The following is a 15,688-nucleotide window of genomic DNA, read 5'->3' on the forward strand; positions in this document are numbered from 1 at the left end:
TTGTGGGTGAAAAATTTAAATTCCATACTTAATACTGATCAAATCCCGGAAATGCCGGATGGATTTTTATTGCCCGACATTTTGTTAAACCTAAAGCCATTAAACAGTAATGACCGAAAACAGGACTATCCCCTTTAAAGAACACTTTGCAATTGTAAAGCACCTGATTCGCTGGACCATTATAACCGTTCCTGTTGCTATAGTTATTGGCAGCGTGGTGGCGTTTTTTTTATGGATGCTTGCCACAGCAATTCATTTCAGGTTCGATCATAAATGGCTGTTATTTTTTTTGCCGCTTGCCGGTGTGCTGATTCATTTCATTTATCAAACGTTTGGCAAATCTTCAGAAAAAGGAAACAACCTAATTATTGAGCAAATTCACCAGGAAGGAGGCGGCGTCCCCAAAAGAATGGCCCCTGTTATCCTGTTAACTACCATCATCACTCATTTATTTGGCGGCTCGGCCGGGCGCGAGGGCACCGCCGTGCAGATAGGCGGAAGCATTGCCGCTACGTTTGGTAAATGGTTTAAGCTAACCGGTGCAGATATGCGACTGATTCTCATCGCAGGTGTTGCAGCCGGTTTCGGCGCGGTATTTGGCACACCTGTTACCGGTGCAATTTTTGCTATGGAAGTATTAACTATTGGCCGGATTAAATATGATGCTTTATTTCCGGCCTTAATAGCAGCGGTAATTGGAGATATTACCGTTGGTGCATGGCATGTAACGCATACCCAATATCACATAGCAATTATGCCGGCGACAACCGGCTACTGGAATAACTTCTTTCATTTCGATCTGCTGTTACTTGGCAAAGTAATTATCGCATCCGTTATTTTTGGTTTGGCCAGCGCCCTGTTTGCGGGCATGGTGCATGAAATAAAAAGCATTTGCCTTAAGCTATTTAAACACAAATGGATGATCCCTGTATTGGGCGGGTTAATAATAATAGGGCTTACATTTATTAATGGCAAGCCGGACTACCTGAGCCTTGGTGTGGACGCAGAATACCCTGGCGCCATTACCATACCGTCCGCATTTAACGCCGGTGGCGCTGATACCTGGAGCTGGCTTTGGAAAACCCTTTACACAACCGTAACCCTTGCAACCGGATTTAAAGGCGGTGAGGTTACACCATTATTCTACATTGGTGCAACCCTGGGTAACACCTTGTCGGCTTTATTAAACGCACCTGTTGGTTTGTTTGCTGCACTGGGCTTTATTGCAGTATTTGCCGGTGCAACCAATACTCCGCTGGCGTGTACCTTTATGGGCGTTGAACTGTTTGGCGGCGAGCATATATTATTATTCGCCATAGCTTGTTTTACCGCTTACTTTTTTAGCGGTACCTCCGGCATCTATGGTTCCCAAGGGATTGCTGTCCCCAAAATTTTGGATGATTCCTTTAATGATGATTCTATTGCCGGCGCTACCAAAAGGCGTGGATACATGCACGAAAAACTAAGGAAATACCAAATATCCTTAAAAAATAAGAGCCGCAAATAGAGAAGCTGTTTTTTATAACCCGGATGAAGTTAATTTTAATGTGGGAGCATAAAAAACAGGTCATAAAAAAAGCAGTTGCCGGCATTGAAAAATCAACTACCGTCAACTGCTTATTATTATTTATTGCCAGCTACTTACTTGGCGTCATTAACTGCTTTAATGGCATCATCCGCAGCGGTTGCAGATGCAGCATCATTCAATTTTGTACGTGCGGTTTTAATGTCTGTTAATAAACCGGTAATAAAAGGGCCAATGCCAAATTGTTTGTATTTAACGCCGAGATCTTTTATCGCGTTAATCCCCTGCTGGGCAAATTCCGGCTTTTCAACGCGGCCTGTCATTGCGGCAAAGCTGCGGGTAAGCGCAAATTTAGCCTGCGGACCTGCATCACTAAACTTCTGATAAACGTACGGCCATTGCTCACCGTCGCCATTGGTAGCATAAACTGTAACAATTGCCTGGCTGAGTGCGCCTTTATTATCCTGCTCAAAACCTTTTGCTAACGCTACAGATTGTGCCGGCTCCAGTAAGGCGATTGCATTAAGGGCTGCACCCTGTACAGCGTATGACTGACTGGTTAATGCCTGTTTAAAGAGGGTTAAATTGCCCGAGGCTTTCAGTTTACCTAATGCGGTGATAGCGGCGGCGCGCACCAGGGTATTTTCGTCTGTTTGTGCCAATGATGCTAATACGGGTAATGCTGCATTGTGAATTTCATCATTGCTCATATTTAATGCCTTGATCGCTTTTATCCGCAAGCCATAATATTTGTCCTTTAAAGCGGCAATTATTACTTTTTGCCCGGCTTTGTCAGACTGGTGAGTGGCTGCAAAAGTAATGGCCTCAAAACGGTCCATGTACAATGGGGCATTAAAATACTGGAAAGCATACTCGTCCAGGGTTTTATCGTCTGTTTTTTTGGCAAGTAATACTTTGTCACCGTCAACATTTACCAGGTCAGGTTTAGTTGCCGACTGGAAGTTAAGCGTATCCGCTTTATCGTTCATCCAAACTTTGTAACGGTTCTTTTTGCCACCGGCATAAATATCAATTGCCATAGGCAATTTAAATATTTGACCTTCCTGGGTTTGCGCTAAATAAACAGTTTCGGTTTTTGTAGCCTCATCATATTTATAGCTAATTTTCAGCTCCGGGTTGCCGGCACCGTAATACCATTGATTAAAAAACCAGTTTAAATCAAGTCCGCTGGCTTCCTCTTCAGCCAGGCGCAGTTGTTGTGCTTCGCCTGTTTTGTAAGCATTGGTTTTAAGGTAAATGTTTAAGCCTTTATAAAATGCGTCTTTCCCTAAATAATTGCGAAGCATATTTAATATACGCCCACCCTTTTGGTAGGTTACCACATCAAACATGTCCATTTCGTTGTTATAGTGAAAACGAACCAGGTTCTTGGTTTTAGCATCAGGCGATCCTAAATAGCTTTGCATAGCATCGTTGCTGTGTGCGTCGGCTTCGTCCTTGCCATATTTGTGTTCAGCCCAAAGCATTTCGCTAAAATCAGCAAATGATTCGTTTACAGTCAGGTTGCTCCAGCTCTCGGCAGTCACAAAATCGCCAAACCATTGGTGAAACAGCTCATGGGCTATAGTACTGCGGCCGGCATCATATCCTGCATCTATCAATTCGCGCGGGGTTTCCTGTACGTATTCTCCGTGCAGGGTAGCCGATGTATTTTCCATTGCGCCACTCACGTAATCCCGCACTACAATCTGCGAATATTTATACCATGGAAAATCAACACCCAATGTGGTTGAGTAAAACTCAATCAGTTCAGGGGTCATCCCGAAGATCTGTTTTGCATAGGGTGCGTATTTAGGCTCCAGGTAATAGCTTACCTCTTTGTTGCGCCATTTGTCTTTATAAATTTTAAAATCGCCTACTGCCATCATAAATAAATACGGCGAGTGCGGCAATTCCTGTTTCCAGGTATCGGTGCGGGTACCATCTGCATTTACCTTTTGCGCTGCCAGGCGACCGTTTGACAGCGTAACATATTTTGCAGGGACGGTCATACTGATCTCGTCGGTAGTTTTTTGCTCCGGCTTATCTATAGTAGGGAACCAGCACGATGAACTCTCTGACTCACCTTGCGTCCAGATCTGGGTGGGCTTGTCTTTCTCGGTGCCATCAGGGTTTATAAAGTATAAACCTTTGGCATCGGTAATAGCTGCGCTTCCGTGTTGTTTAATTTCATTAGGTTTTGCTGTATAATCAATGTAAAGTGTATAACTCTCATTGTTATGATAAACCTTATCCAGCTGGATGTTTACAGAAAGGCTGTCTTCATATTTGAATTTCAAAGGGACGTTTTTGCCGTTTTTTACAACCGCAATAGTTTTAAGGTCCATACCCTTGGCATCGAGCCTAAGGGTATCGGTGGGGTAAAAATGCGGCTTTAGTGTAACCCATTCCTTACCATACATATAGCGCTTTTTATAATCAAAGCGTACATCAAGTTTAGTGTGTACAAGATCATTGATTTTGGGAGGAGTGGCCCTGTAGATCTTTAATGCAGGATCTGCAGGCTGTGTGGTCTGCGCAGTGGCTGCAATTGTCAAACCCACAAAAAGGCCTGAAAGCACGAATGCTGAAATAGTTTTAGTTTTTATCATAATGATGAATATGACGTTTAATAATTAACAGATAAATGAGGTCAGTTTGAACTAAATTGTTAAGCTAAATTATAAAGTTTTATTTATAAAAGCTATGATGAAGAATCTGCCGGTTTTGTTACACTAAGTGCCCGGTTTATTTTTTGCCCGCAACCATTTGAACCGGTGGTAAAGTTTACAACGCTGATCTGGACTCGTCCGTCAAAATCGTACAGACACCGTCCGAATCCGAACAACAATAAGTTATTATTATAATAATAAACAACTGATAATAAGCTATTTAATCAAATGGCATGTGTTTTATTATTGATTAATCAAATAAACCTGTTATGATAAAAAATTATTTAAAAGTAGCCTGGCGCAACCTCATAAAAAATAAAGCGCATACGATTATTAATATAACCGGATTATCTGTTGGCATGGCCGTAGCAATGCTTATCGGCCTGTGGATTTGGGACGAACTATCTTATGATAAATACTTTCAGAACCATGACAGGATAGTGCAGGTATGGCAGCACCAAACGTTTAACGGTAAGGTGGGCAGCCAAATTGCGATGCCCATCCCATTGGGAACTATGCTGGGTAAGGATTACCACAGTGATTTTAAATACGTGGTACTATCCAGTTGGAATTATGATCACATATTGGCCTACGGCGATAAAAAGATAACAATGCAGGGTAGCTATATGCAGGCTGATGCGCCGGATATGTTATCCCTGAAAATGCTTAAAGGAACAAGGAGGGCTTTAAAAGACCCTTCATCGATTATGCTTTCGGATAAAGTTGCAAAAGCCATTTTCGGGAACGATGATCCTATGGACAAAACCATTAAGCTTGATAATAAGCAACTGGTTAAGGTTACCGGGGTTTATGAAGACCTACCGCATAATACAAGTTTTAATGAACTATCAGTTATACTTCCCTGGGACCTGTACTTAAGCAGCCAGCAATGGGTAAAACAGGCCCAAACGCAATGGGGAAATAACTCATTCCAGATTTTTGCGCAACTAAACCAAAATGTAACTATTGATAAGGTTGATGCCCGGATTAAAAAGCTTAAAGCTATAAATATTGCCGCACAGGGCGACAATGTGGGTGCATCATTCAAACCTGTAGTGTTTTTACATCCTATGGACAAATGGCATTTATATTCGGAGTTTAAGGATGGCATTAACACGGGCGGTGCCATACAATTTGTGTGGATGTTTGGCATTATTGGCGTGTTTGTTTTATTGCTTGCCTGCATCAACTTTATGAATCTGAGCACCGCCCGGTCAGAAAAGCGGGCGAAAGAGGTGGGGATTCGCAAAACAGTTGGATCGCTCCGCAGCCAGCTAATCGTCCAGTTTTTTAGTGAATCGTTAATGGTAGTTGTATTTGCGTTCCTGTTTTCTATAGTAATTGTTTTATTGATACTACCCTGGTTTAACCAGGTAGCCGATAAAACTATGACTATCCTTTGGGCCAGTCCGGTTTTTTGGATAATCGGCATAGGCTTTAGCCTCATAACGGGTTTAATTTCGGGCAGCTACCCGGCATTTTACCTGTCGTCTTTTCAGCCGGTAAAGGTATTAAAAGGCACCTTTAAAGCCGGCCGGTTTGCTGCAATACCCCGTAAAGTATTGGTAGTATTGCAGTTTACTGTTTCGGTTACTTTAATTATAGGTACCATTATTGTTTTCAGGCAGGTGCAGCATACCAAAAACAGGCCGGTTGGCTATGAGCGTACTGGCCTTGTACAAATGGGAATGAAAAGCGACGGAATCCACAAAAACTTTGCTGCAGTACGCAACGATTTGCTTCAAAGCGGTACAATTATAGAGATGGCCGAGTCGGGCAGCCCCTTAACCGATGTTTACTCCAACAACAGCGGTTTAAAATGGCGGGGCAAGGCTCCCGATCTGCAGGACGATTTTGGGACAATCCGTTTAACACCGGAATTTGGTAAAGTTGCGCAATGGAAAATTTTGGATGGCCGCGATTTTTCAAGAGAGTTTATAAGTGATTCTTCAGCTATGATCTTGAATGAGTCGGCTGCAAAATTCATGAATTTCAAACATCCGGTAGGCGAAATAATTGATTGGGGTAAAAAATTTACGGTGATTGGCGTGGTAAAGGATATGGTAATGTCTTCGCCTTATGAACCTGTTAAACCCAGCATATTTGTATTGGACAATGGCATAGGGAATCTGGTAGATATTCGCTTAAATCCAAAGGTGAGCACCCGTGAGGCACTGGCTAAAATAGAAGCGGCATTTAAAAAGTACGATCCCGGCAGCCCGTTCGACTACAGGTTTACAGACGAGGAGTATGCCAGGAAATTTGCAAACGAGGAACGTGTGGGTAAGCTTGCAGGTTTTTTTACCTTATTGGCTATCTTCATCAGTTGCATGGGCTTATTCGGAATGGCGTCCTTCATGGCCGAACAACGCATCAAAGAGATCGGTGTACGGAAAGTGCTGGGGGCCTCCATATTCAGTTTATGGCGCTTAATGTCTGTTGATTTTATCATCCTCGTAAGCATCTCATTACTGATAGCGATACCTACAGCTTATTACTTCATGTACGGTTGGTTGCAGGGGTACAAATACCGTGCTGACCTGTCCTGGTGGATTTTTGTGGGCACAGGAATTGGGACTATTATTATAACTATACTGACTGTCAGTTACCAAAGCATAAAGGCCGCGCTCATGAACCCGGTGAATAGTTTGAAGACTGAGTAAGTGATTACAGGCCAGAGATTAGTTGAATTTACGGCTATGAACCATTAACTATGAACTAAACATGATAAAGAATTATTTAAAAATCGCCTGGCGTAACCTTGTAAAAAACAAAGCGCATACGTTCATAAATATTTCGGGGCTGGCTGTTGGCCTTACCTGTAGTTTATTGATTTTATTATGGGTGCAAAATGAGTTAAGTATCGACGCGTATCACACCAACGGCGATCGTTTGTATAAAGTTTACGAAAGAGAATATTATGACCATAAAATAGATGGCAATTATGACACTCCTGCCTTACTTGGTGAAGAATTAAAAAAAGTACTGCCGGAGGTTGAATACGCTATAAACATGGGCGATGAGAACGACAATCACACATTCAGGGCCAATAACAAAATTTTAAAATTAAGCGGCACATTTGCCGGGGCCGATGTTTTTAAAATGTTCAGTTATCCGCTTATAAAAGGATCTGTTAATGATGCTTTAAACTCGCCACTGAATATTGCCATCTCTCAAAAAATGGCTACTATGTTTTTCGCAGGTCCTGGTAATGCCATCGGGAAAACTATCCGTTTTGAAAATAAAAAGGACTTTATTGTCACTGCCGTTTTTAAAGATCTGCCGGAAAGCGCATCGCGTAAATTCGAATACCTAATAAACTGGGATGCTTACCTCGCTGAATATCCCGGTTCAAAACACTGGGATAACAGCGGCCCGCTAACCTTTATACAACTGCGTAAGGACGTCGATTTTTTATCGGTTAACCGCAAAATGACGCATATTTTAGAAACGTATAGCAAACGCAGTAAATCATACCGGGTTGAGCATGCACTGCAAAAATTTAATGAAGTTTACCTGCATTCCAACTTTGTTAATGGTGAAATAACCGGCGGACGGATCGAATATGTGCGGCTATTTAGCATTATCGCCGTTTTTGTATTGCTGATAGCCTGTATCAATTTCATGAACCTCACAACCGCACAATCTGTAAAGCGGGCGAGGGAAATTGGCGTGGCTTCCATTGACGCGCACTCGCTCGTGCTGGTGCTGTCGTACGCCACGCCCGTCTCCGCGGCCGACGGGGTGTATCGTCCTAAAATAAGTTTACAGGTTAATTGATTAATCCTGTTATAGGTTTACATTATTTATTAGTCCTAAAATAGGTTTACGGATCCACATTTTTTGATTTATAATAACTTTTCCAATTTCGTTGTACAGCAATGTTGTTTTGATGTACCATTTCAGGCGTAAGCAAATTGCAACTCATATGCGGCCTTTGTTTATTATAAATATTTACCGAAGCTGTTAATAGCTCCATAACTTCTTCTTTATTGTTCAGCATGTGATGTTCCAGGTATTCTTGTTTCATAATTCCATTGATCCTTTCTGCGATTGCATTTTCCAAAGGATCGCCATTCTCAGTCATGCTGATAATAATATTATTGTCCTGTAATAGCTTTACATAATCATAGCTGCAATATTGAGCTCCGCGGTCGGAATGGTGTATTAAACCAGTTAATGACTGGCCGTTTTCTTTAATTGCCATTTGTAAAGCGCTAAGCGTATGAACCGCTTCTAAAGTATCTGCTGCATGATACCCGACGATCTTTTTGCTATAGGCATCTGTGATAAAACTAATATAAACAGAGCCCTTTTTTGTTCGGTAATAGGTAATATCTGATACCCATATTTCATTTGCTTTGGTGGGAATGATCTCTTTTATACAATTCGGATACTTTCTTAGCCAGTGAAAGGATTGGGTTGTGTATACTCTTCGTCTTCTTTTACGAACTAACAGATAATGAGCAGCAAGCAGGTCAAAAAGAGCATCTCTACCATCTTTATCTGATGTTCAAGCAAAAAGGAATACAATAAAACATACAGCTTTTTGCCACCAATAATAGGATGTATGGCTCTTAATTTCCTTACTTCACTAAGTACGATTTCTTGTTCGAAGCTGATAGCTTCTGCTTCCCAAAAGTGCTGGTAATAAGCCGGCCGGCTAACACCAAGTAAGCAACAGCATTTCACCAGGCTGACCCCAGGATAGCTGTCTTTAGTCTCACGGATTACTTGGTAACGGACTTTTTTCGGATATTGATCTTCAGATCTCTTTCGGCTACTTCTATCATTTTGCGATAGAGCTCTTTTTCCAGCAAAGCATCTTCCAACTGCTTTTTTAGCAGTTGGAAGATGCGCTGTCCTCAGCTGGGATACCCGGATCACTCTTTGCTGGCATAATATGCGAAGATAGGCAAATTGTCTTTTTTGTCTCCCAGCCAAATGATCTCAACCAAGCCGAGATCCTGCTATTACCTAAATTATATTTCTGTTCAAGTGCTCTAAGACCTTCTTGACCATCTAAATATTCCCGGCAAACTGATCGCTTAAATTCTTCACTGTACTGACTCTGCCATTTACTCCCAAAAACTTTTGAATATCTCTCCATTTTGTTTACTGTTGTGTAAACCTATTTCAGGACAAGACAGGGGACAGTACCAGTACTGGCGCCATTCCTACGGCAGGTAGCCGTCAGGAGCCCGTGCCCGCCCGGACTGCAAGAGGCTTCCGGGCGGGCACGCTGCTGCGCAAAAAAATAACTTTCGACGTCGAACTTCGGATAAAAGTTATTATATTGATCGAAATTTGACGGGCATAACGATGCCCGAATCTAACCCTTTCACGATGAAAACAATTCATCAAAGCCGGAATCGGCATTTGACAACCCGTATTCTCGTTCTCAAGATCGCGCGTCCCGACAGGGGGAAGCGAGGAAGCCATGTTTACCTTCCTAATACCTTGTAAATAAACCAAAGCCGCCATTACATGAAAGCATTCCTACTATCGACCGTCGCATACATCGCGCTTGCCACGACATGCAGCGCGCAGTGGACGCCCGGACCGGGCAATATCAGCAACACCAATACCGGCAATGTCGGCATTGGCACCGCTTCTCCAAATGCCAAGCTCGAGTCACAGGCGACGGCAGAGCAGCTGCGCCTGTCCTATGATGCCACTCACTTCTCCTCGTTCACCACCTCTTCCTTGGGCAATCTGACGATAAACCCAGCAGGCAACCTTACAATCGTTCCTTCACAGTACGTGACGATAGGGTCCGCCAATAATTCCGGCCTCATTATGGACAGCCCGACCGGCTTCGGCTCATATGCGAGGATACGAACCGGGACGGCGGGCTCCATATCCGACTTCACGTTGGTCGGAGGGACGGGCTCAACAAACAACCTGCGCTTCGTCAACAACAAGTCAGCCAATACGGTCTTGACCCTGGGCAGCAATGACTACATGGGCATTGGCACGACTGCCCCCGCTACTATATTGGACATTCTGGGATCCAGCGCAACCACCGGGCTGCGCTCGCTTAACGCAGCCGCGCTGGGAACTGCCTCCGGCGGCGGCTTGCTGGCGGCTGCGCCAGCGATTCCCACAGCAGCCGACCAGCGGCTCGGCCTTGTCGGATTTGGCGGCATCTACTTCGGATCAACGTACCGGTACCCGAGCCAGATCGCCTCATTTTCGTCCGAGGCGTGGTCTTCCTCGAACACGGGCTCCTACCTGACGTTTGCCACGGCAAGCAACGGCTCGACGACCTCCACGGAAAAAATGAGGATAGACAACGCCGGCAACGTGGGGATAGGTACTGCCTCGCCAGACCAGAAGCTAACCGTCAACGGCACCGTGCATTCCACAATGGTGACTGTGGACGCGACTGTTCCAGCACCCGATTACGTTTTCGACAAGGGCTACGACCTGAGCCCGCTTGCCGACCTCGAGAGGTACGTGAGCAAAAACCACCATTTACCCGGAGTGCCGAATGCGGCAGAAATTCAACAGAAGGGCATTAACCTTGGCCTAATGAACATGGCGCTGCTGAAAAAGGTGGAGGAGCTGACGCTGTACCTGATCAAAAAGGACAGGGAGGACAGGGAGAAGAACCGGCGCCTTGACAAGCAGCAGCAACAAATCAGTCAGCTTAAGCAACGACTGAACAGGCTATCAAAAACAACGAACAAAAAATAAAGCTCTCATGAAAAGACTATTTACCACGCTAATTATTGTAACCTCCGCCCTTTACTCGAAGGCACAGAACACGTTTCCGGCGACTGGCAACGCAGGCATCGGGACATCGAGTCCCGCAACGACGCTTGACATTCAAAAGGTTGGAGCCGGGGCGTCCGCGCCGTCAGTCAACGTTGCTGGTTATTCCTCCAACAGCGGCGCGGGGGCATTTATCATATTGAACAAGTCCCGGGGGACGGCAGTCGGGAGCCTGACGACAACAAATGACGGTGACAACATAGGGCTGGTTGACTTTAAGGGGGTAAACGCAAGTGCGACGCCGGCCTATGCCTTCGTCGCCCGAATCAACGCGAGCCAGGATGGAGCCGCCGGAACAACGTTCGTTCCCGGCAAGCTATCGTTCTTTACAAGCGACGCCGCGAATGGCCCACTTCAGCGCATGACCATCAGCAGCAGCGGCAATGTGGGGATTGGTACTGTCAGTCCTCTCTACAACCTTCAAATTTCCGGAGGCACCAACAACATTCTCGCGTTCAACACCGCGGACGCGGGCACTACCAACCAGGGAGAAGTTCGCTTTTTGGGCAATAAGACAACCAATCCAACTACCAGGTATGCCGCAGTGCGCGGCTTGACTTTTGCAAACTCGTCGCAAGTTGGGATTGCATTTGACGTTTCAAGCGCTGACGTTGTCGCGGAGGCTATGCGCATCAATAGTGCGGGGAACGTCGGAATTGGCACGATGAATCCCGACCAGAAGCTAACGGTGAACGGCACGGTTCACGCTCGATCAGTCGTGGTCGATACGAGCGTACCTACACCCGACTATGTCTTCGAGAAGGACTATCGCCTGCCCACGCTTGCCGAGGTCAGGGCCTATACGGACAAGAACCACCACCTGCCCGACATTCCGACCGCGGCGGAATTCGAGAAGGGCGGCATCAACGTGGGCGAGATGAACATGGCGCTGCTGAAAAAGGTGGAGGAGCTGACGCTGTACCTGATGGAATTGAACAAAAGGGTAGCCGAGCAACAAAAGGAAATTGAGAAGCTGAAGAGAAAGTAGCCATGAGAAACATACTTATTATCGCTTGCGCTGCTTTAAGCCTGATCTCGATAGAAGCCAGCGGGCAAAATCCCAGCCTGAACTATGTGCCGACGTTATTTCCCAAGTCCCCGAATTCCGCGGCCTTTGAGCGGTACGGCGACTACCCCGTAAGCATGTTCAGCGGACTGCCTGACATCAGCATACCCCTCTATACCATCGAGGCAGGAGGCATCAAGGTGCCGATAACCCTCTCCTACCACGCCTCGGGACTGAGGGTCGATGACGCTGCGAGCTGGGCAGGCGCGGGCTGGTCGGTAAGCGCGGGCGGAAGCGTAACGCGGTCCGTCATGGGGCTGGACGATTCCAGGGGATATTTCGGGTACCAGGGCATCTCTTCGCTCAATACCAAGACCCATGCGGGCCTCGATTCCGTCTACAGAATCCTAAGCGATCACAATCTCGATATCCGCCCCGACATCTACTCCTATAGCCTTCCTGGACATGGCGGAAAGTTCTTTTTCAACGGATGGAACAACTACAAGCCAATACTCATACCCATGGCCCCGGTGTCGATAGTAGGCAGGGGAGGATTCGACATAACGGACGAGCACGGGAACACCTACTCGCTGGGCAAGACCTACGTCGAGACGACGAAAACGTACTTCGTCAGCGGCAGCGGCAACACGACGGCCCCGACGGCCTGGATGCTCGAGAACATCCATTCGCAAAACGGCAGGGACGTCGTAAACTTCTCGTATCAGGCCCAAGGCATTACCAATCCCGACCAGACAGGAGAGACGGTGATAGTCGAAGATTCCGAGGCCAACAGCGGCACGTTCACCCCGGGAGAGTTCGGATGCCCGATACGGTACGCCAACACCGTTCCCCAAAAGGTGCCGAGCAGTGTGTCAAGCAGCGTCACGGAGCAAGAAATACAGCGAATCGACTTCAGGAACGGCAAGGTCGAGTTCGTGCTATCCGCGGACAGACGGCTTGACATGCAAGGCACCGTTTACAGCCTAGCCACCGTCAACGTCTATACGTACAACTTCGCCTTAAAGGCGTACGAGCTACAGAAGAGCGTCAAGTTCTTCAAGAGCTATTTTGCCGGAGTCGGCGGCATAGAGGGAAAGCTTCGGCTGGATTCGATACAGTTCCTCGACAAGGCGGGCAGCGTGGTGAACCGCTATGCCTTCAGGTACAACGCGCAGCCCGTGGCAAGCTCCGGCTCGTTCTCGAAGGATTTCTGGGGCTACTACAACGGGAAGATGGACGGCTCGATTCCGAACAAGACGCTGATCCCAAGAACCAAGGTCTATACGGAGTCCAACGGCATCAGGGACTCCCTGTACATAGGGGCGGACAGCTTCAACACGCGCCTGCCCGACTCTAACTACATGCAGGCTGGCGTGCTCGATACCATTTATTACCCGACAGGCGGGCATACGGTCTTCACCTACCAAACTAACCGGTATTATGACGACAGCGGCGCATTGCAGCTGACAGGCGGGCTGCGGGTAAGGTCCGTCGCGAGCTATGACAACGTCAACGCTACCCCCACGGTCAAGACGTACCAGTACGACGTCGCAAAGGCGAACTTCGTCACAAGCGACGGGAGCGGTGGGCAGCTAGGGTATGGCTTTTTCAGCCACCTGCAAAACTACCGCTACTGGGTGAGCGTAACGGGGCCCCTGAACTACTTCGGCGTCTGCAAGACCAAGCGGGTGAGGACCTACACGTCAGATCCTGGCTACAGCCTGACGCCATCAGAGGGAAACCCTGTCGCCTACACCGCGGTAACGGAGTACAGCGGCACCCCTGCCGCGAACAGCGGCAAGTCGGTCTACAATTACAACTTCCTCTCCGACTATCCCCAGTCTGCGTCGGCATCCGGCATCCCGATCATCTACGACTTCTCGTTTGCGCGCGGGCAGCTGATACAGAAGTCCGACTATTTGCGCAAGGCGGACGGCACATACCAGATCGCAAGAAGGGACACGAACTCGTACGCCGCGTTCCCGCTCACAACGTACGACGGGGTAGGCGTGGCGATTGGGCAAACCTGGTATAACGACGGGGCCCTTACCAGGGCCTACTACGGAGAGGTATCTCCGGACGACTACAATACGCTCACCGGCGGCAGCTACGCGATCAAGACGCAGGACAACTACCTCATCGGGACCAAAAGCTTCATTTACGACCTCTCTGACCCGAGCAAGTACGTGAGCACCGCGACAACCTACGACTATGCGGCAGATACCACTCACCAGCAGGTCGCCGCCATCACGCGCGTGGACAGCAGGGGCAATACCCGCACTACCAATAACAAGTATTCCTTTAACTATTTCGCGGGCAACGCTGTTATTGACGCAATGACAGGCCGCCGCATCTGGGCAGACGTAATCGAAAGGAACGAGACATACAAAATTGGCGCGGCAGCAGCTGCAACAACGTCGGCACAGCTGAATCAGTTCAAGTTCGGATCCATCTCCAACACCATAGTGCCCGACAGGGTCAGCATATTGAACATCCCAAGTCCGGTAACTGACTTCGCGCCCTCGACGGTCACCATCAGCGGCGGCTTTTTCACGAAGGATTCCCGCTACGTCCAGATGGTCAGCCTCGACCAGTACGACAAGCAGAACAACATAGGCCAATACACGGCGCGCAACGCGACCCCAGTGACGGTGTTGTGGGACTACGAGTACCAATTTCCGGTTGCTCAGGTGAAAAACGCGACGGACAGCGTGCTGGCAAGTACCCAAGCAGCCTATACAAGCTTCGAGGCACAGCAGCACGGCGGATGGAGCTACGGAGGCACAGCAGTCACCGATCCGACTGCGCCGACGGGAAGCATGGTCTATCCCCTCGGCCAGGGCCAGGTGAGCTCCCCGCTGATGGAAAGATCCAAGGGCTACGTGGTTTCGCTATGGACCAACGGCACAGCGCCAACGGTAACAGCCGGGAGCAGCCTGTCCGGAAAGGCGCTCCGCGCCACCGGCGGCTGGACCTATTACGAGTATGCCGTGCCCGCAGGGCAGAGTGGAGTGGCAGTAAGCGGCAGCTCAAGCATTGACGAGCTGCGCATCTACCCCTCCGATGCGCAGATGTCGACCTACACGTATGACCCCAACGGCATAACGGGAATGGCAGACACCAAGGGCAGCATCAGCCATTTCAATTACGATGCCTTTTCGCGATTAAAGAATATTAAGGACTGGAACGGCAACATTGTAAAAAACTTTGGCTACCATTTCTATGACCAAACGCATGGCAATGCGGCAATAAACGCAACCACATTTACGCGCAACAACTGCCCGGCAGGCACCACGCCCGGCTCAACCACCTATTCGGTTGCTGCAAACAGGTATTATGCTTCAACTCAAGCCGATGCTGATGCCGAAGCCTCCTATGACCTGAACACCAACGGACAGGCACAAGCAAATACCGTTTGCGCCTGCACTTCCGGCGTACAGCTCACCATCACCAATGCATCGGGTCATAGCGGCTCGGTAACCTTCAGCGGCATTAGCAGCCCCTACCTGTTCACCGCCTCGGCCAGTCCGCAGGCATTCATCGTGCCGCCCTCTACCTATGCGACCGTCGTCGCAGCCTTTGACGGAACCTTTACCGGCACGTTTACGTTCGGAACCCGCACGCCGGTGAGCGGTCACAATGCCACCTTCAACGGCGTGACCGTGGCAACCGGCAGCAGCGACCTTTCACTTACCGTAAACTAAGATC

General features: G+C 47.8%; 9 protein-coding genes. 6 read left to right on the plus strand and 3 right to left on the minus strand.

The features are described 5' to 3' along the window. Nucleotides 1-109: 109 nt before the first annotated feature. Nucleotides 110-1,507: a voltage-gated chloride channel family protein gene (locus MuYL_RS20675; RefSeq protein ID WP_094572360.1), complete on the plus strand. Its 1,398-nt coding sequence runs from the start codon at nt 110-112 to the stop codon at nt 1,505-1,507. Between the two features lie 134 nt (nt 1,508-1,641). Here MuYL_RS20675 and MuYL_RS20680 read toward each other — a convergent pair whose 3' ends face one another. Further along, nucleotides 1,642-4,137, minus strand: a complete 2,496-nt coding sequence (locus tag MuYL_RS20680; RefSeq protein WP_094572361.1) for a M1 family aminopeptidase — start codon at nt 4,135-4,137, stop codon at nt 1,642-1,644. 329 nt (nt 4,138-4,466) lie between these two features. Between MuYL_RS20680 and MuYL_RS20685 the strand changes: the two genes are divergently transcribed. Together MuYL_RS20685 and MuYL_RS20690 are read left to right on the plus strand one after the other, a co-directional pair. After that, entirely contained in the window at nt 4,467-6,860 is a 2,394-nt protein-coding gene (locus MuYL_RS20685; RefSeq protein ID WP_094572362.1) for an ABC transporter permease, read from the plus strand. A gap of 61 nt (nt 6,861-6,921) precedes the next feature. Continuing rightward, nucleotides 6,922-7,977 (plus strand): ABC transporter permease, encoded by a 1,056-nt coding sequence (locus MuYL_RS20690; RefSeq protein WP_094572363.1) that lies wholly within the window; start codon nt 6,922-6,924, stop codon nt 7,975-7,977. Nucleotides 7,978-8,023: 46 nt separating this feature from the next. Here MuYL_RS20690 and MuYL_RS20695 read toward each other — a convergent pair whose 3' ends face one another. Together MuYL_RS20695 and MuYL_RS20700 are read right to left on the minus strand one after the other, a co-directional pair. Beyond that, on the minus strand, nt 8,024-8,674 hold the full coding sequence (locus MuYL_RS20695; RefSeq protein WP_094572364.1) for an IS3 family transposase: 651 nt from the start codon (nt 8,672-8,674) through the stop codon (nt 8,024-8,026). Next, entirely contained in the window at nt 8,650-9,141 is a 492-nt protein-coding gene (locus tag MuYL_RS20700) for a hypothetical protein (RefSeq protein ID WP_157741013.1), read from the minus strand. Before MuYL_RS20700 ends, MuYL_RS20695 begins: the two co-directional genes overlap by 25 nt. Nucleotides 9,142-9,684: 543 nt before the next feature. Here MuYL_RS20700 and MuYL_RS23350 point away from each other — a divergent pair. From MuYL_RS23350 to MuYL_RS20730, 3 genes are read left to right on the plus strand one after another with little or no spacing between them, the layout of a single operon-like run. Then, entirely contained in the window at nt 9,685-10,896 is a 1,212-nt protein-coding gene (locus tag MuYL_RS23350) for an autotransporter outer membrane beta-barrel domain-containing protein (RefSeq protein WP_157741015.1), read from the plus strand. A gap of 7 nt (nt 10,897-10,903) precedes the next feature. After that, nucleotides 10,904-11,962: a hypothetical protein gene (locus tag MuYL_RS20715; protein WP_094572368.1), complete on the plus strand. Its 1,059-nt coding sequence runs from the start codon at nt 10,904-10,906 to the stop codon at nt 11,960-11,962. Nucleotides 11,963-11,964: 2 nt separating this feature from the next. Then, nucleotides 11,965-15,684, plus strand: coding sequence for a DUF5977 domain-containing protein (locus tag MuYL_RS20730; RefSeq protein ID WP_157741017.1), 3,720 nt, complete (start codon nt 11,965-11,967; stop codon nt 15,682-15,684). Nucleotides 15,685-15,688: the final 4 nt, after the last annotated feature.

Origin of the sequence: Mucilaginibacter xinganensis, from assembly GCF_002257585.1 — a bacterium.
Classification (GTDB): Bacteria; Bacteroidota; Bacteroidia; order Sphingobacteriales; family Sphingobacteriaceae; genus Mucilaginibacter; species Mucilaginibacter xinganensis.